Source organism: Rhodococcus sp. WB9 (assembly GCF_007558985.1).
Lineage (GTDB): Bacteria > Actinomycetota > Actinomycetes > Mycobacteriales > Mycobacteriaceae > Rhodococcus_F > Rhodococcus_F opacus.
Genome location: NZ_CP041769.1, coordinates 4,417,631 through 4,439,113 on the forward strand (window position 1 = coordinate 4,417,631; position 21,483 = coordinate 4,439,113).

13 protein-coding genes and 1 pseudogene are annotated in these 21,483 nt (G+C 65.9%); 8 read left to right on the plus strand and 6 right to left on the minus strand.

Annotated elements, in window-relative coordinates; genetic code table 11:
• Positions 1-14: 14 nt before the first annotated feature.
• Positions 15-440 carry a YciI family protein gene (locus tag FND50_RS20415; protein ID WP_144286881.1) on the plus strand — a complete coding sequence of 142 codons (426 nt, stop codon included), beginning with the start codon at positions 15-17 and terminating at the stop codon, positions 438-440.
• 538 nt (positions 441-978) lie between these two features.
• Here the strand turns inward: FND50_RS20415 and FND50_RS20420 are convergent.
• Positions 979-1,584, minus strand: a complete 606-nt coding sequence (locus tag FND50_RS20420; RefSeq protein WP_005560648.1) for a TetR/AcrR family transcriptional regulator — start codon at positions 1,582-1,584, stop codon at positions 979-981.
• A 113-nt stretch (positions 1,585-1,697) separates the two neighbouring features.
• Between FND50_RS20420 and FND50_RS20425 the strand changes: the two genes are divergently transcribed.
• The gene (locus FND50_RS20425) at positions 1,698-2,471 is read left to right on the plus strand and encodes an SDR family NAD(P)-dependent oxidoreductase (RefSeq protein ID WP_144286882.1); all 774 of its coding nucleotides are present in this window, start codon (positions 1,698-1,700) and stop codon (positions 2,469-2,471) included.
• A gap of 336 nt (positions 2,472-2,807) precedes the next feature.
• Here FND50_RS20425 and FND50_RS20430 read toward each other — a convergent pair whose 3' ends face one another.
• Positions 2,808-3,128 carry a hypothetical protein gene (locus tag FND50_RS20430; protein WP_144286883.1) on the minus strand — a complete coding sequence of 107 codons (321 nt, stop codon included), beginning with the start codon at positions 3,126-3,128 and terminating at the stop codon, positions 2,808-2,810.
• Positions 3,129-3,732: 604 nt separating this feature from the next.
• Here FND50_RS20430 and gvpO point away from each other — a divergent pair.
• Positions 3,733-4,077 carry a gas vesicle protein GvpO gene (gvpO, locus tag FND50_RS20440; RefSeq protein ID WP_144286884.1) on the plus strand — a complete coding sequence of 115 codons (345 nt, stop codon included), beginning with the start codon at positions 3,733-3,735 and terminating at the stop codon, positions 4,075-4,077.
• A gap of 253 nt (positions 4,078-4,330) precedes the next feature.
• On the opposite strand, the gene FND50_RS36200 is transcribed toward gvpO, so the two are convergent.
• Positions 4,331-11,440, minus strand: a complete 7,110-nt coding sequence (locus FND50_RS36200; protein ID WP_186301097.1) for a non-ribosomal peptide synthetase — start codon at positions 11,438-11,440, stop codon at positions 4,331-4,333.
• A 271-nt stretch (positions 11,441-11,711) separates the two neighbouring features.
• Here FND50_RS36200 and FND50_RS20450 point away from each other — a divergent pair, with 271 nt between their 5' ends.
• Both FND50_RS20450 and FND50_RS20455 read left to right on the plus strand, forming a co-directional pair.
• Complete coding sequence (locus tag FND50_RS20450; protein WP_144286885.1) at positions 11,712-12,674, plus strand: NAD(P)-dependent alcohol dehydrogenase; 963 nt, start codon at positions 11,712-11,714, stop codon at positions 12,672-12,674.
• Between the two features lie 86 nt (positions 12,675-12,760).
• Entirely contained in the window at positions 12,761-13,135 is a 375-nt protein-coding gene (locus FND50_RS20455) for an ANTAR domain-containing protein (RefSeq protein ID WP_144286886.1), read from the plus strand.
• Positions 13,136-13,162: 27 nt separating this feature from the next.
• Here FND50_RS20455 and FND50_RS20460 read toward each other — a convergent pair whose 3' ends face one another.
• Entirely contained in the window at positions 13,163-13,768 is a 606-nt protein-coding gene (locus tag FND50_RS20460) for a TetR/AcrR family transcriptional regulator (protein ID WP_144286887.1), read from the minus strand.
• A 254-nt stretch (positions 13,769-14,022) separates the two neighbouring features.
• On the opposite strand from FND50_RS20460, the gene FND50_RS20465 reads away from it, so the two are divergent.
• Both FND50_RS20465 and FND50_RS20470 read left to right on the plus strand, forming a co-directional pair.
• Positions 14,023-14,973, plus strand: coding sequence for a metal-dependent hydrolase (locus FND50_RS20465; RefSeq protein WP_144286888.1), 951 nt, complete (start codon positions 14,023-14,025; stop codon positions 14,971-14,973).
• Entirely contained in the window at positions 14,973-16,133 is a 1,161-nt protein-coding gene (locus tag FND50_RS20470) for a hypothetical protein (RefSeq protein WP_144286889.1), read from the plus strand. The genes FND50_RS20465 and FND50_RS20470 overlap by 1 nt, the downstream gene beginning before the upstream one ends.
• A gap of 88 nt (positions 16,134-16,221) precedes the next feature.
• Here FND50_RS20470 and FND50_RS20475 read toward each other — a convergent pair whose 3' ends face one another.
• Complete coding sequence (locus FND50_RS20475; protein ID WP_144286890.1) at positions 16,222-17,679, minus strand: catalase; 1,458 nt, start codon at positions 17,677-17,679, stop codon at positions 16,222-16,224.
• A gap of 113 nt (positions 17,680-17,792) precedes the next feature.
• Positions 17,793-19,417, minus strand: a pseudogene (locus FND50_RS20480) (sigma-54-dependent Fis family transcriptional regulator).
• Between the two features lie 365 nt (positions 19,418-19,782).
• Here FND50_RS20480 and FND50_RS20485 point away from each other — a divergent pair.
• Positions 19,783-21,417, plus strand: coding sequence for a methane monooxygenase (locus FND50_RS20485; RefSeq protein WP_005264697.1), 1,635 nt, complete (start codon positions 19,783-19,785; stop codon positions 21,415-21,417).
• The last annotated feature ends 66 nt before the right edge of the window (positions 21,418-21,483 follow it).

Genomic DNA, 21,483 nt, shown 5'->3' on the forward strand with positions numbered 1-21,483 from the left:
CCAAGGAGAACATGATGGCCAAGTACCTACTGCTCAAGCACTACCGTGGCGCGCCCGCATCGATCAACGACGTGCCCATGGACCAATGGACGCCGGAGGAAATCTCGGCCCACGTGCAGTACATGAACGACTTCGCCGCCCGGCTCGAGGGCACCGGAGAGTTCGTCGACAGCCAGGCACTCTCCGCGGAGGGCGCGTTCGTCCGCAACGACGGCGAGGGGCGACCGCCGGTCACCGACGGTCCGTTCGCGGAGACCAAGGACCTGATCGCCGGCTGGATGGTGATCGACGTCGAGAGCCACGAGCGGGCGCTCCAACTGGCCGGCGAACTGTCCGCGGCCCCGGGGGCGGGTGGGAAACCCATCCACGAATGGCTCGAGGTGCGCCCCTTCCTGACCGCAGCTCCGACCACTACGGAATGTGGTTTTCACCAGGGGTGATGACACGTCCCCCGAAACTCTGTTCGCAGTGCCGGGGACGCTCGAACAAGCAGACTGTCTAGTGCGTGGGCAAGAGTGGGCTGGAGTCGGCGACCCCGCGGATGCACAGGATGAGCCGGAGGCGGTCACCCTTCTCGGGGTTGGTGCCTCCGGTTTTTCTGTCTCGACAGCCGCTCGGCGGTCATCCGTTCCTTCAGCCCCCGGAGGGCGCGTTGCTTCGGCGTCTGCTCTGGTTCGGGCTCGTCGACGACTGGCCAGAAGGTTGCACGCCCGAGCACGATGTCCGGGTGCACGACCAGCTCGGGCGGCCTTGTCGTCGGTGAACAGTCCCCTCTCGACCCCCTCAGTCTTCAGTGACGTCCCTCACCGGCCAAGTTCACCTCGAACCGCATCCGCTTCCAACTCACCGGTCCACGGTAGGCACGAGCACCCAAAGTCACTGAAAAGCAATAATATTCAGAAATAGCCCTACCTGCTCACAAACTGTGCCGCTCGGCACAGGGGTCACGCGGCCCAGCAGTTGAGCAAACCCAGCCGATCAGCAGGTAGCGCCGGGCGATCCCGGGCCCCGAAGGTAGTCGATCAGCGTGTCGAGGACGGCTTCGAGATCCTCGACACTGCCCGTCGACCGCAGGACCTGCACCCCACCCTGAATTCCCGCGATGAACGCGGACGCGGTACGCGGCGCATCCAGTTCCGCCCGGATCTGCCCTGCCGCCTGCATCGCCTCGATCCCGGCCACGACGTGGGTCCGCCACTGTGCCAGCAGTGTTCGGACCACTTCGTAGGCCCCCGGCGTTCCGCCCGCCTGGGCCAGCAGCGACCCGAGCGGACAATGCGCTCCCTGGGCGCGGTAGCGGGTGACCAACGCATCCCGCCACCTCAGCCACGCCGCCCACGACGTCAGCGCGCCGAGGTGCGGTTGCTGATCGTCGAGAACCCGGCCCGCCTCGTAGACGGCGACGGCGAGCAGCAATTCGTCCTTGCCGCCCGGAAAATAGTGGAACAGCTGCCCCTTGCTGGTTCCGGTGATCGCGCGGATGTCGTCGAGCGTGACCTGACCGGGCTCACCACCCCGAAGATGAGTCGCGGCACCCTCGACGATGCGCTGTCTGGTCGCGAGCCCCTTCGCAGTGATCGGCATATGCCGACGGTAACGCAATTCTGGACCGGCAAACCCTCCACTACTCCATTGGCAGCGATCACACCCCACTTTCTGGACTTGTGGGTCCAAAAAATAGGTCCTACGGTCGGGACATGACCAATCACTTCACCGGCAACCGACTGCAGGGCCGCACCGCCCTCGTCACCGGATCGACCTCCACCATCGGGCGCGCAATCGCCGTCGCCTTCGCCGCCGAAGGCGCCCACGTGATCGTCTCCGGTCGCGACGGGGCACGCGGGGACGAGGCCATCGCCGCGATCCAGGCGACGGGAGGCCGCGCGGACTTCCTCGCCGCAGACCTCGACGGCACCTCCGCCACCAGCCACGCCCTCGCCGAGCAGGTGCTGCGCCTGACCGGCGGGCACCTCGACATCCTGGTCAACAACGCGGGCATCTTCCCGGCCTCCGGCACGATGACCGTCGACGACGACATCGTCGACCGCATCTACGCCGTGAACGTCAAGGCACCCATCTTCCTGGTGCAAGCCCTGGCCCCACACATGACCGAGAGCGGTGGCGGCGTCGTAATCAACCTCGGCTCGTGGGTGGCCCGCCTCGGAATCCCACACGGCCCCGTCTACGCCTCGTCCAAGGCCGCGATCGAGAGCCTGACCCGATCCTGGGCCGCCGAATTCGGCCCACGGGGCCTGCGCGTCAACGCCGTCTCCCCCGGCGTCATCCGCCCCGCCGGACCCGCCGGCGACTCCCCGGCCGACACCCTGATGCACTCCACACCCGCCGGCCGGCCCGGCACCGCCGAAGACATCGCCGACGCCGTGCTCTACCTCGCCTCCGACGACGCCCGCTTCGTACACGGGACAGTCCTCGACGTCGACGGCGGACGCGTCGGAGTCAACACCGTGTAATGCCCGCGGCACAAACCGAACACCGGCGCGACACGCACGACGATGGCGTGAATGCTGCCGATGAAAAGACGATGCTGAAGTTCGCACAGATGTGGCAGCCCTGTGGCGGAGCGGATGAGCAGATCCTGTCCGAATTCGTTGTGACAGAAGCGTCGTATTACGTCAAGCTGCGCCAATACGATCCCCCGCTGGTGCCGCGACTGGACCTGAGAAAGTTCCGGCGCATCTGTACATGCGGACTGAACGAGCACCCCGTCGAGCGGGACGTCCTGGGTCGTCTTCACGAACTACGGCGACCGTCTCATTCCAAGGACCTCGGTGCCTCGCGGCGGAGTCTCAGTCGCCGATGTAGCCGGTCTCGGGATTGATCTGACCGAGGAAATCGCGGATCGACTCGCGATGCTCGTCAATTGTGTTCGGCTGCAGCGTAGAGGGAGTGTTCGCTCGATCCTGAATGCTCGAAAAGGCTACGCGTTGAAAGCTGGAGAAACCGTACCCCTTGTTCGGTCCGGATACCCAGTCGTAGTCGCAGGCGCCTGGTTCGCCTGGGCGGAGCCTCACAGTGAAAACCTCGCCGTCGACCGTCAACGCGAACGGCCCATCATCAGCCATCGGTCGACTGTCACCTGCAGGTGCGTCGTGATCCTCAGTACCCATGAACGCATCCTCACATGCGGCGGGCTTGCCGGATCGGACCTCCTCGGACTCCTTCGGCGGCTGTGTCGCTCGGGCCTCCCACCTCAGGCATCGCCAGGGCCCCGACGGTACATTCTTGTTCGATGAAGCCGGCCCATTTCGCGGGCAAATCGACTCCCCGGCCCACCTCGAACTCCACCGGCTGATTCCCGTCGAGCGACTTGTACCCGCTGCCCTGAGCCATGGTCGTTCACTCCCTGCAGCCGGCGGGCCGGCGCCTCCCACCGAGGGCCGATCGCGAACACCCGACCGTCTTGTTACTCCGGATGGCCGGAGGCCGGAACTCAATTGGTCGCGGTGTCCTCGATCCGGAGGATGTCAGAAGAGAGCACCCTGTGTGTAGGGGGGCAATGGTGCTGCAGTCGCCTCGGCACGCAAGCGCGGGTCGTACTTCGACGACCCACATTGAGCAGTGCCGGGCATCTGCACGCTCCGGCACTTGCACCAACGGTCGGTTCGCCGCCGAAGTCGGCGCCCACGCCCCTGGTGTCCGGCCACCAATCAGAGAAGAATTTGTATATGCCCAGCTCACACCGACGCTCCGGAGGAGAAGGAGATGGTTGGGATGGCCGACGAACATCCCCCGCCCGTGTCGGCAGCGGCGGCCGCTGCGGCCGCGTTGCGTGACATCGCAGATGTGATCGGAAAGGAATCGGAGAACGCGACGGCGGTGCTGCCGACCGAGGAGGGCTGGTCGGTGGAAGTGGAGGTGGTCGACGACCGGCACATACCCCCATCGGCGGACATGCTCGCACTCTACGAGGTGGTGCTGGACCTCGATGGAGAATTGCTGTCGTACCGGAGGACTCGCCGGTACCGGCGCGGCTCCGCCATCGAGGTGGCAGACGAAGCGCTTCCCGTCGACGAAGATGACGACCCCCACCGTGACGGAAGCGACGGTGCCCGGTGACAGGTGCCGGTGGGAGTTCGCGCCCGCACACCGCAGGTCCTCGGCGCTCACGTCGGTGCGCGTGTCGACGAGGAACTGTCAGGAGGGCGAGTGTCGTGGAGAGCATGAGAACACACCACCCCGATGGTCGGCAGGTGCGCCGACAGCCGTGGTCGATGCTCCCAACCACGAGTAGCGGAATCCGCCGGCAACAAGCGAATCCACGCGTAACTCACGGAATTCATCACCCGGCGCGCCGGCCGGGCGTGGGCGCCTAGGACCGGGCGAGCCGGCGGTCCGCGAGCGCAACGTGCTGTGCGAGGACGGGGCCGATGCCGGCGAGCGCTTCCGGACTCGTCATCTGCTGGTGCGTTACGGGAACGGCGTGTTCGAGGATCTCGCCGCTGATGTGCGGCCTCCACGCGGAGACGCCGGTGGATGCCTCCACGGAATCTGCCGCACCGAAGTACAACAGATCGAGACCGCTCGGTGTGGACGGGCGGTGCGCGAGGGCGAGGTCGACCGTCTGTGTGAACACCCGGTGGACGGAGTCGAGGTCGTCCACGGTCACACCAGCGAACAGTCCGCCGGTGCGACGCAATACTTCCACGGCACGATCCGTGGTCGCCGCCGCATTCTCGTCGCCCGGGACCACCGCGCCGAGCTCCGCCAGAAGTGCTGCCACGGTGGGCTTCTCCGTCGTATGACCGAATCCTTCGGCCAGGTGTGTGTCGAGCATCGCGAGGGTGGCCACCTCCTCGCCGACACCCGTGAGCTGCACCGCCATCTCATGGGCGATCTGACCGCCGACCGAGTAGCCGACCAGGTGATACGGACCGTCCGGTTGCACCGAGCGGATCCGTTGGACGTACCGGGCGGCGAGATCCTGCAAGGAGTCGACACGCAGGTCCGGATCGGTCAGCGCCGGGGATTGCAGCCCGTACACCGGACGGTCGCCGAGATACTGCACCAGTCCGGTGAAGCACCAGGCCAACCCGATCGCGGGGTGGATGCAGAACACCGGGTTGCCGGTTCCGGTGGTACGCAGCGGCAGCAGGACGTCGAGCGACCGGTCGGCGGCATCCTCCGCCCGGGAGTCCTCTGGCGCCGTGGCGATCATGTGCGCCAGGGCTTCCGGCGTCGGATGGGTGAAGATCCACTGCACCGGCACGGCGCGCGCGGACGATTCGGCAATCCGCGCGATCACGCTCGTCGCGGTGAGCGACGTGCCGCCGAGCGTGAAGTAGTTGTCGTCGAGGCCGACCCGATCGAGTCCGAGCCCCTCGGCGAACGCGGCGGCCACTACCTCCTCGGTCGCGTTGCGCGGCGCCCGGTACGCGGCGCGCACCGCGGTGAAGTCGGGCTCCGGCAGGGCGGCGCGGTCGAGTTTCCCGTTCGCGGTGACCGGCACGGCGTCGAGCACGGTCACGGTCGCGGGGACCATGTGCGGGGCCAACCGCGCGCGTGCGTGCGCCAGGACCGCGGAGGTGTCGAGTAGCGAACCCGCAGCGGGGACGACGTAGCCGGCCAGCCGGTCGCCGCTGGTGTTCACGACGGCACGATCGATACCGGGGTATCCGAGGAGAGCCGATTCGATTTCGCCGAGTTCGATCCGGAAACCACGAATCTTCACCTGAAAATCCGAGCGACCCACATACTCGAGCACCGGCCCACCCACCGACCGCCGCCACCGCACCACATCCCCCGTCCGATACATCCGCTGCCCCGGCCCACCGAACGGATCCGCAACAAACCGCCCCGCCGTCAACCCCGACCGATTCCGATACCCCCGCGCCAGCGCCGGACCCGACAAATACAACTCCCCCGCCGCCCCGAACGGCACCGGCCGCAACCGCCCATCCAGAACCAATTCACCGAACCCACGAACCGGACCACCCACCGTGACCGACTCCCCCACCACCAAACCACCGCTCGCATTCGACATGATCGTCGCCTCCGTCGGCCCATACGCATTGAACATCCGCCGACCCGGAGCCCACCGCGCAACCAACTCAGGCGGGCACGCCTCACCCGCCACCACCAAAGCACCCAACGCCCCCACCGCAGCCGGATCAACCGACGACAACGCCGTCGGCGTCAACACCGCATGCGTCACCGACTCCCCCACCAAAATCCGCGCCAACTCCTCCCCACCGTAAACCGTCGGAGGAACCACCACCAACCGCGCACCCAACCCCAACGCCCACACCAACTCGAACACCGACGCATCGAAACTCGGTGACGCACAATGCAACACCCGAGCACCCACACACACCCCGAAACCCGAACGCTGCGCAGCCACCACATTCGCCAAACCCCGATGCGTCACCACCACACCCTTCGGCACACCCGTCGACCCCGACGTATAAATCACATACGCAGCCTGACCCACCCGCACCGACGCACCCCGATCCACATCGGTCACCACCCCCGCCGACACCGACAACAACCGCGACACCGTCACCGCATCGTCGAGCACCACCCACCGCACCGAACCCGGCAACCGATCCCGAAAATGCGAAAGCGTCACCCCCACAACCACACCCGAATCCACCACCATGTGCTCCACACGACCCGCCGGATACTGCGGATCCACCGGCAAAAACGCCGCCCCCGTCTTCGCCACCGCCCACACCGACAACACCGACTCGACCGACCGCGCCACCGCCACAGCCACCACCGACTCCGCACCCACCCCCGCCTCGAGCAACACCCGCGCCAACCGATTCGACGCCTCATCCAACTCCCGATACGTCACACTCCGACCCTCACACACCACCGCAACCGCACCCGGATCCGCAACCACCGACGCCGCCAACAACTCCGGCAACGTCACCTCCGACACCGACACCTCACCCACCACCGGTGTCAAACACTCCAACTCCGCCACACCGATCACGGCGATGTCACCGATCGGGCGGTCCGGCGACGCCGTGACCGCGTCGAGGATGCGGACGAACTGGTCTGCGAAACCGCGCACGGTGCTCGCGTCCAGGATGTCGGTGGCGAAACCGAATGCCGCAGACATTCCGGCAGGTTCGCCGGCTGCGTCGACGTTCTCACTCAGGGTCAGATAGAGGTCGCATTTGGCGACCTCGACACCGGCGTCGACGACCTCGACGGTCAGTTCGGGCAGTTCGAGGCGGCCCTCCTCGGTGTTCTGGAACTCGAGCAGCACCTGGAACAGCGGGGTGTGTGCGGTCGACCGCACCGGGTCGACCGCCTGCACCACCCGGTCGAACGGCACCTCCGCGTGCCCGAACGCCCCGAGATCGGTCTCGCGGACGTCCGCCATCAGATCGGTGAAGGAGCGCTCGGGTGCGACGCGGGTCCGCAGCACCACGGTGTTGACGAACATGCCGACCATCTCGTCCAGTGCCGCGTCGCCGCGACCGGCGACGGGCGTGCCCACCGCGAGGTCCGTCTCGCCGCTCAGCCGGCCGAGCAGGACGGCGAGTGCGGCGTGCGCGACCATGAACAGCGTCGAATCGTGACCCCGGGCGAGGTCGGACAGCTTCTTGTGAAGGTCCGCGCCGATCGCGAACGCCACGGTGGCGCCGTGTGAGGACCGCTGCAGCGGACGCCGGCGGTCGGTCGGCAGCTCGAGCAGCTCGGGCATCCCGTCGAGGGTCCGGCGCCAGTAGTCCAGCTGCGCCGAGATCGGCGAGTCCGGGTCGGTGTCGCCGCCCAGGGTGCGGCGTTGCCACAGCGCGAAGTCCGCGTACTGCATCGGCATCGGCGCCCATCCGGGCGGGCGTCCGTGCGTACGCGCGGTGTACGCGACCATCACGTCGCGGGCGAGCGGCGCCATCGACGAGCCGTCCGCCGCGATATGGTGAAGCACCAGGACCACCACGTGCTGATCCGGACCGATCCGCAGTACCGCGATGCGCATCGGGACGTCGCGACTCACGTTGAATTCTGCCGACGCCAGAGTCACCAGCTCGGTGCGCATCGCAGCCTCGTCGGACACGGTGACCGGGGTGAGGTCGACGGTCACCCGATCCGCGGGCAGCACCACCTGATGCGGGCCGTCAGCGGACCCCGGATAGACGGTGCGGAGCGGCTCGTGCCGTTCGACGACGTCGCCGAACGCGGCGCGCAGAGCGTCGATGTCGAGTTCCCCGGTCAGGCGCAGCGCGATCGGAACGTTGTAGGCGGGCGAGGTCGTGTCGACCTGGTTGACGATCCACATCCGCTGCTGTGCGAGGGAGAGGGGCACCCGGTCGGGGCGCGGGCCCGCCGTGAGGGCGGGACGCGCCGCGGTGCGGCGATCCGCGGCAGCGGCGCGGGCGGCGAGCCCCGCCACCGTGGGCGACTCGAACAGCTCCCGGACCCCCAAGCCGACACCCAGGGCGGAGTTGATGCGGGCGACGGCGCGGGTCGCGCTCAGCGAATTACCGCCCAGGTCGAAGAAGTTGTCGTCCAGCCCCGCCCGGCCGAGTCCCAGCACCTCGGCAAAGACGTCTGCCACGGTGTGCTCGGCCGAATTGGTCGACGCACGGAACACGGTGCGTACGATCGCGAAATCCGGGGTCGGCAGACCCTGCCGGTCCAGCTTGCCCACCGGGGTGAGGGGCAGCTCGTCGAGGATCACGATCGTCGCGGGAACCATGTGGGCGGGCACGGAGCCGCGCACGTGGTCGGTCAGTTCGGCGACGTCGGGTTCGCCGTCACCGGACGGCAGGACGTAGGACACCAGGACGGTGTCGCCGGACGGGGCGGCGCGGCCGAGGGTCACCGCGAACGCGACGCGGGGATGCCGGGTCAGCGCCGCGTCGATTTCGCCGAGTTCGATCCGGAAACCACGAATCTTCACCTGAAAATCCGAGCGACCCACATACTCGAGCACCGGCCCACCCACCGACCGCCGCCACCGCACCACATCCCCCGTCCGATACATCCGCTGCCCCGGCCCACCGAACGGATCCGCAACAAACCGCCCCGCCGTCAACCCCGACCGATTCCGATACCCCCGCGCCAGCGCCGGACCCGACAAATACAACTCCCCCGCCGCCCCGAACGGCACCGGCCGCAACCGCCCATCCAGAACCAATTCACCGAACCCACGAACCGGACCACCCACCGTGACCGACTCCCCCACCACCAAACCACCGCTCGCATTCGACATGATCGTCGCCTCCGTCGGCCCATACGCATTGAACATCCGCCGACCCGGAGCCCACCGCGCAACCAACTCAGGCGGGCACGCCTCACCCGCCACCACCAAAGCACCCAACGCCCCCACCGCAGCCGGATCAACCGACGACAACGCCGTCGGCGTCAACACCGCATGCGTCACCGACTCCCCCACCAAAATCCGCGCCAACTCCTCCCCACCGTAAACCGTCGGAGGAACCACCACCAACCGCGCACCCAACCCCAACGCCCACACCAACTCGAACACCGACGCATCGAAACTCGGTGACGCACAATGCAACACCCGAGCACCCACACACACCCCGAAACCCGAACGCTGCGCAGCCACCACATTCGCCAAACCCCGATGCGTCACCACCACACCCTTCGGCACACCCGTCGACCCCGACGTATAAATCACATACGCAGCCTGACCCACCCGCACCGACGCACCCCGATCCACATCGGTCACCACCCCCGCCGACACCGACAACAACCGCGACACCGTCACCGCATCGTCGAGCACCACCCACCGCACCGAACCCGGCAACCGATCCCGAAAATGCGAAAGCGTCACCCCCACAACCACACCCGAATCCACCACCATGTGCTCCACACGACCCGCCGGATACTGCGGATCCACCGGCAAAAACGCCGCCCCCGTCTTCGCCACCGCCCACACCGACAACACCGACTCGACCGACCGCGCCACCGCCACAGCCACCACCGACTCCGCACCCACCCCCGCCTCGAGCAACACCCGCGCCAACCGATTCGACGCCTCATCCAACTCCCGATACGTCACACTCCGACCCTCACACACCACCGCAACCGCACCCGGATCCGCAACCACCGACGCCGCCAACAACTCCGGCAACGTCACCTCCGACACCGACACCTCACCCACCACCGGTGTCAAACACTCCAACTCCGCCACACCGATCACCGCAAGCGGAGTGCCGGGGTCGGCGGCGAGCAGTTCGTCGATCAATTCGACGACGCCGGCGTGATGCGACTGCAGGTCGTCGTCGCGGTAGCGGTACGGGTTGGCCTCGAACTCGACAATCGTCGACGCCGGGGTGCCGCTCCGGTACACGTTGACGGACAGGTCCGGGACGGGACCGGTGGTGAGGATCCGGAAGTCTCCGGTCAGCGACCCGAAGGTGAGATCCTGATCGAAGAGCATCACGTTGATCATCGGTCCCGAGATCCTGCGGGCCTCGGCGGACACGCCGAGCTCGCGCAGAATGTCCTCGACGTTGCCGCGCTGGTGCCGCATTGCTCCCATCAGTTCGTGCTGGACCCGGGTCACGAGGTCGCCGACGGTGTCGTCGGGTCGGACCTGCACCCGCAGGGGTGCGACGTTGGCGAGCATTCCGCCGGATCGGCGCAGTACAGCGGTGGTGCGTGCGGACAGCGGAATGTCCACGAGCACGTCCTGCCGTCCCGTCCGCCGCGAGAGATAGCAGGCGAAGGCGGCGATCAACGCGGCCGCTGCCGTCGCGCCCGGCCGGCCGTCGGTGTCCTCGAGCCGTGTGACGGTATCGGCGGACAGCGCCGTGCGCACGGTGAGACTGTGGGCCGCAGGCGGAGCCTCGACGTCGGTCAGGGAGGCGCCGTTCGTGCGTGTGTGGAGACGTTCGGCCCAGTAGTCGCCGTCGGACGAGAACCGGTGGGATGCCCGGTACTCCTCTTCGAGGCGGTGCAGGGTGTGCAGGTCCGCTGCACGGTTCGGTTGAAGCTCGAGGCCCTGGACTGCCGCGGTATACAGGGCGGCGACACGATTGACCATCGTCATCGCCGCGTATCCGTCGAGGGCGACGTGGTGGATCCTGCTGTACCACAGGTGCCGCTCGTCACCCACCCGCAGCAGCGACGATTCGCACAGATAGTCGTGCTCGAAATCGACTCGTGCCGTGTAGTTCTCCTGCATCCACGCCTCGGCGGCGGCCATCGGGTCGGATGCACCGCGGAAGTCGACGATTCCCATGGCCGCGTCGGCCGGTGGGTCGACGACCTGGTGCGGCTCACCGTCGACGTCGACCAGACGCAGGAACACGGACTCGTATTCGTGGCCGGCGACGAGTGCTACCTCGCGGAACACATCGACGTCCAGCGGCCCGCGGATGTCGACGTACTGCGCAATGCAGATCGGCACCTCCGGGGCGAGCTGCTGCGCAAACCACAGCCCGTGCTGCGCCGCGGACAGCGGGAACGGATCGGATCGATGCTCTCGGTAGTTCACTCGTGCAGCGTGTTCCATCAAATCACCAACCAGTGTGCTTGCGCCGCTGGGTTGACGGCGGGACGCTCGGTCCTTCTGGACAGGGGGGGAGCCGGATATACCGACGCCACTACAGTCCCGCGGATCGCCGTGCGCGAAAACACACCCTAGGTGTGCGGTGTCGACACCCTGACCGCCCGCACAACCCCACGACGAGGATGCCGGAGAACTATGCTTGGCCGTGAGCTTGTTCGAGGCGCGACGACCTGGAACGCCGCCGAGGAGGTCCGCGATGAAGGCGATCATCCACACCCGGTTCGGCGGACCCGACGTACTCGAACTAGCGCAGGTCCCGAAACCGACGCCCAAGGACGGCGAAGTCCTGATAAAAGTCCACGCGACGACGGTGACTACAGCCGAATGCAAGATGCGGCGGGGCGAACCGCTCTGGGGCCGTTTCATCCTCGGGCTGCGAAAACCACGAAGGAAACTGCGGACCCTGGGCCTCGAGCTTGCCGGAGAGATCGAGGCCGTCGGCAAGGGCGTGCACAGGTTCCAGCCGGGCGATCAGGTATTCGGTTTCACCGGTTTCGATATCGGCGCCTACGCCGAGTACAAGTGCCTGCCGGAAACCGCCTCGCTCGCACTCAAGCCGGTCGACAAGACCTACGAAGAGGCCGCCGCCGCCGTCGACGGCGCCACCACCGCACTGTTCTTCCTCCAGGACAAGGCGAAGGTGCGAACCGCGCAGAAGGTCCTGGTCAACGGCGCCTCCGGCAGCGTCGGCACCTACGCGGTGCAACTCGCCAAGTCCTTCGGCGCGGAGGTCACCGGCGTGTGCGGTCCGCGCAACATGGAGATGGTGAAGTCCCTGGGCGCCGACAAGGTCATCGACTACACCAAAGAGGACTTCACCGAAAACACCGAGGCATATGACGTCGTCTTCGACACGGTGGGCAGGAACTCGTTCGCTCGGTGCAAGGGCTCGCTCACCGAGAACGGGTGCTACGTTCCCACATCCGGGCTGAACAACTACGTGCTGTCACTCTGGACGTCGCTCCGAGGCGGTAGGAAAGTCGTCACCGGTATGTCCGTCCGCAAGAACGACGCATTGGCGTACATCAAGCAGCTCCTCGAAGCGGACACATTGCGGGTCGTCATCGACCGCAGCTATCCCCTGGAACGCATCGTCGAGGCGCATCGGTACGTCGACACCGGACACAAGAGGGGCAACGTCGTCATCACCGTGGCCTAGACGCGCCCACACGAACCATCACTCGGGTACGCACGTTTACGAGACCGCGACCTGGGGGAATCTCGTAGACAAAAGGACGATGCCACATGTTGAAATCCGATACCCCGAACCCCCCGCGACCCACCCGAAGCTTCCTCGACCGGCGCCACGGGCCGTCCGACCGTGAACTCCTGACCACCGCGAAAGCAGTTCTGATCACCAGCCGCGGCTACAGCGATGCCCAGGCCTTCGACGAACTGCTCGACGTGGCACGACGGCACCACCTCTCCGTGCAGGGCGCCGCCCGGTGCCTGATCGACCTCACCAGCAACACCCGGCACCTCACCAGTCGCCGTCCGGGCTCGTTCCCCGAATGGGAAGGACTCCGCGGACAGCCGCCGGGGCACCACCGACCTTCGCGGCGAATAGCCAGCCTGCACGGGCGACACCATCCCCACCTCGCAACCCAGATACGACCGTGACCAGTCTCGGCAGATCGCCGTTGGTCGCTACGCCGGACTGCGCGGGACGGCGACCGTTGATCCCACCCACCGTCGCAGATACGCACGCAGTTCGTCCTGGCTGCGCGGCGGGTTTCCGGGCGAGATGAAGAACGACTGCATCGTCCGCAGCTGATATTCGACGAGCTCACGCAGGGCCGGCTCATCGTAGCCGTGCCGCTCCCAGTCGACGTCGAAGCGCCTGATCATCGTCATTCCGAACAAAAGGGCTTCATCGGACGTGATTCCCGCGGTGTGGGAGTGAGAGCCGGACAGCATGAGGCCGAGCTGCGGTACGCGGGGCGCTTCGTTGAGCGTGTAGATCACGGCCTCGACCACAGCTTCTGCGGGATCCTCGATACCCACGAGGTGTTCTGCGAGGCGGTCGAGGAATCCGTCGACAGCGGCGATGGCGGCGGCCCGTAAGAGGGCGTCGGTGCTGGGAAAGTACCGGTACACCGTCTGACGGATGACGCCGAGGGATTCCGCAACGTCGGCGATGCTGATCGCCGTATCTTTCCGGCTGATGAGCTCGACTGCGGCGGTGACGATTCGCCGGGACGCTTCTTCGTCACTTTCAGGCGGACTGCCACCCCACCCACGCCTGCCAGCCACTGTCTTTTCCCTACCTCTCACAACGCGGGGCCCGAACGTCGCGCAAGGGCTGTCGGCGCACCTCCCGACCTGGACTCAGAGGTTACCGCGAACGCATAACCCTCCGACTCGAAGGCCTGCTTCGCAGAAGTCTCCAAGGAACCGTCGAAACGTAATCATACAATCAGTTCGATGTGTGTATGTTATTAATCACTTGGGTCTCTACCCACCCAGAGGCTGCAGCCCACTCATGCCGCACGAGACGAGGTATCCACATGACCGACCTGCACCCCAGAAAGATGGATTTCGCGTTCGACGAACAGGACGTCCCGTTCCTCTGGAACCCCGACAACCCGGCCTGGTCGAGCATGTCGAATGCGATCTCGTTCCTGGCCGTCGGCTTCGAGAAGATGATCGTCAAGGCGATCATGCAGGCCAAACCGCGGATGACCGATCCCGAGATCGCAGAAGAGGCCATGGCGTTCATGCGTCAGGAGGGTCACCACTCGACCGCCCATCGCCAGCACGTCAAAGCCCTGATCAAGCGATACCCGGGGCTCCAGAACAGCCTCGACGCGGTGATCGGCGAGTACGACCTCCTCACCGAGGCAACCACTCTGAACTACCGACTCGCCTACACCGCGGACCTGGAGGCGACTTTCACGCCGGTATTCAAACTGATGCTCGACAACGACGCGACCCTCTTCCGGCCGGGAGACGACCGGGTCGCCTCCCTGTTCATCTGGCACTTCGTCGAGGAGGTCGAACACCGAAGTTCGGCGATGATCATCTTCAATTCCCTTGTCGGGGAAGAGCTGTACCGGATGCGGATGGCTCCGTCGATCTTCGCACACGTGATGAAGGTGATGCGGATCGCCTGCGCCGGTTTCAACCAGCACGTGCCGATCAAGGAGCGGAAGGTCGATTCGATGTCGATGTTCGCCACGCACCGGACGAAGCAGAAACTGCTCACGGTGTTCGCGCCCTACCTGAGCAAGGGCGTCATGCCGCGTGCGTTCGACGACCTCCCGCGCGGTGAACAGCTGACCGCCCTCGCCGGCATCGTCCGTAGTCAGATGCCGAAGCACGACCCCACGCACGAAAAACTGCCCGCGCTCGCCGACGAGTGGTTCATCCGATACGACGCAGGCTACGACTGCACCCGCTGGTACACCGCAGAGTCGCGCACACGCCGGACCGATCCCGTCGCGGCGGTGGTCGACTGATGGCCGATCTCTGTTCGCCCACCTTCGACCAACTCTCGACTGCGCTCGGATTCTCGTGCGCCGAGGCGGGCGGACTCGTCGAGGTCCGTAGCCCCTTGGCGCTGGAGAACTGGACCCTGCCGGTCCTCGAGCTCACCATCGTGCTCGGGTCGGTGTTCGCGCTCGTATTCGCGATCCTGCGCTGGCGCCGCAACGGCGATCCGACCAATCTGGTGCTCTGGTTCGGGGCCACCGCGTACCTGTTCGTCATCGAGCCACCGCTGTACTTTCCGGCGGCGTTCGGAATCGAGGAGCACGTGGACACGATGTTCGCGCACAACGTGTTCACCGTGGACTTCCTGTGGGGCCGGTTGCCGCTGTACATCATCGCGATCTATCCGCTGATGGCCACGCTCGCCTTCGAGCTTGTCCGGATGCTCGGCGTCTTCCGGAAGTACGGGATACTCGTCGGCGCGGTCTGCGTGGGCTTCGTGCACCACGCGTTCTACGAAATCTTCGACCAGCTCGGACCGCAGCTGAGATGGTGGGAATGGTCGACCACCAACCCGGTCAACCAGCCCATGTTCGACTCGGTCCCACTGCCGAGCGTGGTGGTGTTCGCGGCCCTGTGGCCGATGTCGCTGGCCCTGTGCGTTCAGTTCTTCGTGGGGCGCTACGCCGACAAGGGACGGGACTTCACCGGGCTCGAGCTGGTGTGGCGCACGATCGTGATCGGTCTCCTGGCATCGGCGGGCACGTTCATCCTCCCGATCCCGGCGACGGTCCTCGGAATGGAGAGCACCACGGTCCGTGGAATTCTCTACGCGACCGAACTGATGGTCGTCGTGCTCGTCGCGATCCCGATCCTGGTCCGGCAATGGTCGCGGCTGCGGCGGGGGACGTCGGACGTTCCCCCCTACTCGAACGATTTCGTCCGTGTCTACAGCGTGGTGTACCTCGCCGTGATGGGCATTCTGTGGGTGACCGCGCTCCCCAGCTACTTCGGCGCTGTCGACGGCATCACGAGCAATGGCGACCCCATCGGAAATCTCTGGTACACCATCGCCTGCTTCGCGATTGCGATTCTGTGCGTCGCCGCCACCTTCACGGTGCCTCGGGGCCCCGCTGACGGCCGCAGCCCGATCTCCGGTGAGGGTGCGGTGCCGAACGCGGTCCGATAGGCGCGACGACGGGAGCGACTGGTCGGCCGGTGCGACCCCACCCGTGACCTGGCGGTGATGCGCAGATCACGGGCTGGGATGTCGCGAACTACAAGGCGCCGAGGGCTTCACAGGCCTTTCGCACGCCTTCACCGTAGGCGGGGTCGGCTTGGGTGCAGTTGGCGATGTGGCGCTCGATGACGGCAGCCGACGCTCCGGTGATGGCACGAGCGGTGTTCTCGAACAGCACTGTCTGCTGGTCGGCAGTCATGCTGCGGAAGAGGTTGCCGGGCTGTTCGAAGTAGTTGTCGTCGTCTGCTCGGTAGTCGAACCGGTCGGCGACCACGCCGACTTCGAGTGGCGGTTCGGCGTAGCCGCGCTGGTCGGCGAATCGGCCGTGCGAGTTGGGTTCGATGCTCGGGACGCTGCCCTGGTTGCCGTCGACGCGCATGACGCCGTCACGGTGGAACGAATTGACGTGGGTTGCCCCTCTGGGACTGTTGACCGGAATCTGGTGGTGGTTGACGCCGAGCCGGTAGCGGGCGGCGTCGCCGTACGAAAACAGCCGGCCCTGCAGCATGCGGTCCGGGGAGAAGCCGATGCCGGGAACGATGTTCGCCGGGGAGAACGCGGCCTGCTCGACGTCGGCGTGGTAGTTCTCCGGGTTGCGGTCGAGCTCGAGTTCCCCGACCTCGATGAGGGGATAGTCCTTCTTGGACCACACCTTGGTGAGGTCGAACGGATGGTAGCGGTAGGTCTGGGCGTCGGCTTCCGGCATGATCTGCACGAAAAGGGTCCACTTCGGGTAATTGCCCTCCTCGATTGCATTGAAGAGGTCGCGCTGCGCCGACTCGCGATCGCCGGCGACGACGACGGCGGCCTCTTCGTCAGTGAGATTCTTGATGCCTTGCTGAGTGCGGAAGTGGAACTTCACCCAGGAGCGTTCCCCGGCCTCGTTGACGAACGAGAAGGTGTGTGAACCGAATCCGTGCATATGCCGGTAGCCATCGGGGATGCCGCGGTCGGACATCACGATGGTGATCTGGTGCAGCGCCTCCGGGAGATTGGTCCAGAAGTCCCAGTTGTTCTCCGCCGACCGGAGGTTGGTCTTCGGATCGCGCTTGACCGCGTGGTTGAGGTCGGGGAACTTGAGGGGGTCGCGGAAGAAGAAGACGGGGGTGTTGTTGCCGACGACGTCCCAGTTGCCTTGCTCGGTGTAGAAGCGGACGGCGAATCCGCGGATGTCGCGTTCGGCGTCGGCGGCGCCGCGCTCGCCGGCGACCGTGGAGAAACGCAGGAAGACCTCGGTCTGCTTGCCGATCTCCGAGAATACGGCGGCGTTGGTGTGTGCGGTGATGTCGTGGGTGACGCGGAAGGTGCCGAACGCGGCCGAACCTTTGGCGTGCATGCGGCGTTCGGGGATGACTTCACGGTCGAAATGCGCGAGCTTCTCGAGAAGCCAGACATCGTGCAGGAGCATCGGACCGCGTGCGCCGGCGGTGAGGCTGTTCTGGTTGTCGGGTACCGGCGCACCGGCGACTGTGGTGAGTCCGTTCGGGTTGGTCATCGATTTCTCCTGTCTGACACCCGAGGCTGGGCGGGTGAATGTGGTTCGGCGAGAGCATTCCTCGAGGGAGAGCGCAGCGATGTCTCAATCTGACATTCCAGGGGTACGGTCGGTCAGAGCACGATGCCGAATTCGCGGATCTTGCGGTAGATCGTCGCTCGGGACATGCCGATGGCGGCGGCAGCGGCGGTCTTGTCGCCGCCATGAAGCGCGAGCGCGTCCACGATCGCGTCCCGAGCGCCTGCATCCTGGTCAACGTTCGGCGTGTGGTGGAACGGCATGCGGGAGGCAGGGTGTCGATCTCGACGACACCGGACCGTTGCCGCCGGTAGGTGTCCTCGAGAGCCTTCTTCAGCTGGGTGACGTTTCCGCGCCACGCCAGACGCGCGAGCTGATTCGAGGCGGCCGGAGACAGGGTGAGGCCGGTGGCCCCCAGGGTGTCGAGCAGGCTGCGCACAAGATCGGGAATATCGTCCAGGTGGTGCCGCAGGGGTGGCACCGTGACCGATTTGGGGAACATGCGCAGCAGTGGAGTGGTGTCGGTCGAGTCCTGGGGATACCGGGTGAGCACCACCCACGGTCTGCGAGGTGGCTCCTGCGTCTGGGGGCCCTGCAGTAGGTCCGCAAGTGCGGCGAGATGAGTGTCGTTCAGGGCGTGTGCGTGCAGTATTGCCAGGTCGGATCCGCTGTCGAGTTCGTCGGAGGCCTCGGTCAGGAGGTCGTCGCCGAGTGCGGTGGCGTCGAGTACGGCGAGTCCGCGGTCCGGTACGAGTTGGTGCGCCGCTCGGATCAGGGCGGTCTTGCCGACGCCGGGTTCTCCGTCGAGGACCAGCCAGTCCTGTCGCCGGCAGGCGTCGACGACCGCCTGGACCGTGTGCCGCCAGAGCGGGCTGGCACCGGCAATCGCGGGCGGGGTGGGTACATTCGCCTTCGGAGCGGAAAGGCGCAGCGAAGCAACCTGTTTCGTGATCCGAACGACGCCTCCTGCCAGCCGGCTACCGGTGAATGTCGGCTCGTAACTCAGGCGTGCGACCGTTCCGCTGGGCAGGTCGGTGAGGATCGTGACCGGTGTCGCTTGACCGCCGATGTCTCGGGTGCGTTCGAGAATCGCCATCTGGTCAGGTGAGTCGAATTGTTGCCGGGCCAGCGAGTTCATCATCACGACCTCGTCACCGACAGCGACGACGGGTCGGCTGGAGCGCCGGCATGCGGACCGGTACGCACTGAAGATCGCCCGGTCCAGTTCGGTTGCGTCGTCGAGCATGCGCTCACGAAGGCGCCTTGCGGCGAGTGTCGCGAAGGATAGCAACAGGGTGTTGGAATTCTGCGCGGCGGTGGTCAGGTCCACGACACCGAGAATCGCCCCGGTGATGGGGTGTGTCACCGGCGCTCCCGCGCAGGAGAAGGACCGCAGCGGACCACTGAAGTGCTGGCCTCCGTCCACGAGGAGAGGTCGGCCGACCTCGAGCGCGGTGCCGATTCCATTGGTGCCGACCTGGGTCTCCGCGTAGCGAAAGCCCGGGGCGAGGTCGACTCGGTCGAGTGCGGTGAACAAGGCGCTGTCGCCGCCGGTGCGGGAGAGCACGATGCCGTTCACATCGGTGAGAATCAGTGATACCGGCTCATTTTCGATGGCGGCGGTCAAATCGGACAGTACGGATCGGGCGGCACGCTCGAGCACCGTGTCGGTGGTCATGCGCTCGACATACGCGGCGGCGGGACGATCGTCGTCTCCCAACGCCTGCCGAGATCGCGACCAGGATACTTGGAGCCAATTACTCAGACGTAGGTAGTCCGATCCTGCAGGCGAACTCGAGGCCGGAGCCCCCTCGGAGTCCGAGTCCGAGTTCGACTTCGGCGTCGTGCGGTGGTGTGACGTGCTGGCGGGCTGTGGGGTCACTCGCTCTGGTCTCCTGGTTCGGCTGATCGACGGCTGCGTGGGTCTGCCGCGGCGCGGGGCAAGTGTAGGCAGCCACCACCCACCCGGAAGTGACCTGCGTCTCACACTGAGACGGATGAGAGCTGGATCACGGGGTTCAATCAATTTCCACAACGTCCCCCCACAGCCGGCACCCGGCCGGCTCACGATCCAGGAGGCGCACATTGAGTAGGCAAAGCCTGACAAAGGCCCACGCGAAGATCACCGAACTGTCATGGGATCCGACATTCGCAACCCCGGCCACCCGGTTCGGCACCGACTACACCTTCGAGAAGGCTCCGAAGAAGGATCCTCTCAAACAGATCATGCGGTCCTACTTCCCGATGGAGGAAGAGAAGGACAACCGCGTGTACGGCGCCATGGACGGTGCCATCCGCGGCAACATGTTCCGCCAGGTGCAGCAGCGGTGGCTCGAGTGGCAGAAGCTGTTCCTGTCGATCATTCCGTTCCCGGAGATCTCGGCCGCCCGAGCGATGCCGATGGCCATCGACGCCGTCCCCAACCCGGAAATCCACAACGGGCTGGCGGTGCAGATGATCGACGAGGTTCGTCACTCGACGATCCAGATGAACCTCAAGAAGCTGTACATGAACAACTACATCGATCCCGCCGGTTTCGACATGACCGAGAAGGCGTTCGCGAACAACTACGCGGGCACCATCGGCAGGCAGTTCGGTGAAGGGTTCATCACCGGCGACGCGATCACCGCGGCGAACATCTACCTGACCGTGGTCGCCGAGACGGCGTTCACCAACACCCTGTTCGTAGCCATGCCCGACGAGGCGGCCGCCAACGGCGACTACCTTCTGCCGACGGTCTTCCACTCGGTGCAGTCGGACGAGTCGCGGCACATCTCCAACGGCTACTCGATCCTTCTGATGGCACTCGCCGACGAGCGCAACCGTCCACTGCTCGAACGTGACCTGCGGTACGCGTGGTGGAACAACCACTGCGTCGTCGACGCCGCGATCGGCACCTTCATCGAGTACGGCACGAAGGACCGCCGCAAGGACCGGGAAAGTTACGCCGAGATGTGGCGTCGATGGATCTACGACGACTACTACCGCAGCTACCTCATCCCGCTCGAGAAGTACGGGCTGACGATCCCGCACGACCTGGTCGAGGAGGCCTGGAAGCGGATCACCGACAAGGGCTACGTCCACGAGGTGGCCCGGTTCTTCGCCACCGGATGGCCGGTGAACTACTGGCGGATCGACGCGATGACCGACAAGGACTTCGAGTGGTTCGAGCACAAGTACCCGGGCTGGTACTCGAAGTACGGCAAGTGGTGGGAGGAGTACAACCGGCTCGCCTACCCCGGCCGCAACAAGCCGATCGCGTTCGAGGAGGTCGGGTACCAGTACCCGCACCGGTGCTGGACCTGCATGGTTCCCGCCCTCATCCGTGAGGACATGGTCGTGGAGAAGGTCGACGAGCAGTGGCGGACCTACTGCTCGGAAACCTGCTACTGGACCGACGCCGTCGCGTTCCGCAGCGAGTACCAGGGCCGGCCGACCCCGAACATGGGCCGGCTCACCGGATTCCGGGAGTGGGAAACCCTGCATCACGGCAAGGACCTCGCCGACATCGTCTCCGATCTCGGCTACGTCCGCGACGACGGCAAGACCCTGGTCGGCCAGCCGCACCTCGATCTGGACGATCCGAAGAAGATGTGGACTCTCGACGACGTGCGGGGCAACACCTTCCAGAGCCCGAACGTGCTCTTGAACGAGATGTCCGAAGCCGAACGCAACGCGCACATCGCCGCGTACCGCGCCGGCGGCACAGTTCCGGCCTGATATCAGGCTCGGTGGGTGGCGCCGCGGCCACTCCGGCGCCACCCACCGCTTCACCATTCATTTTCA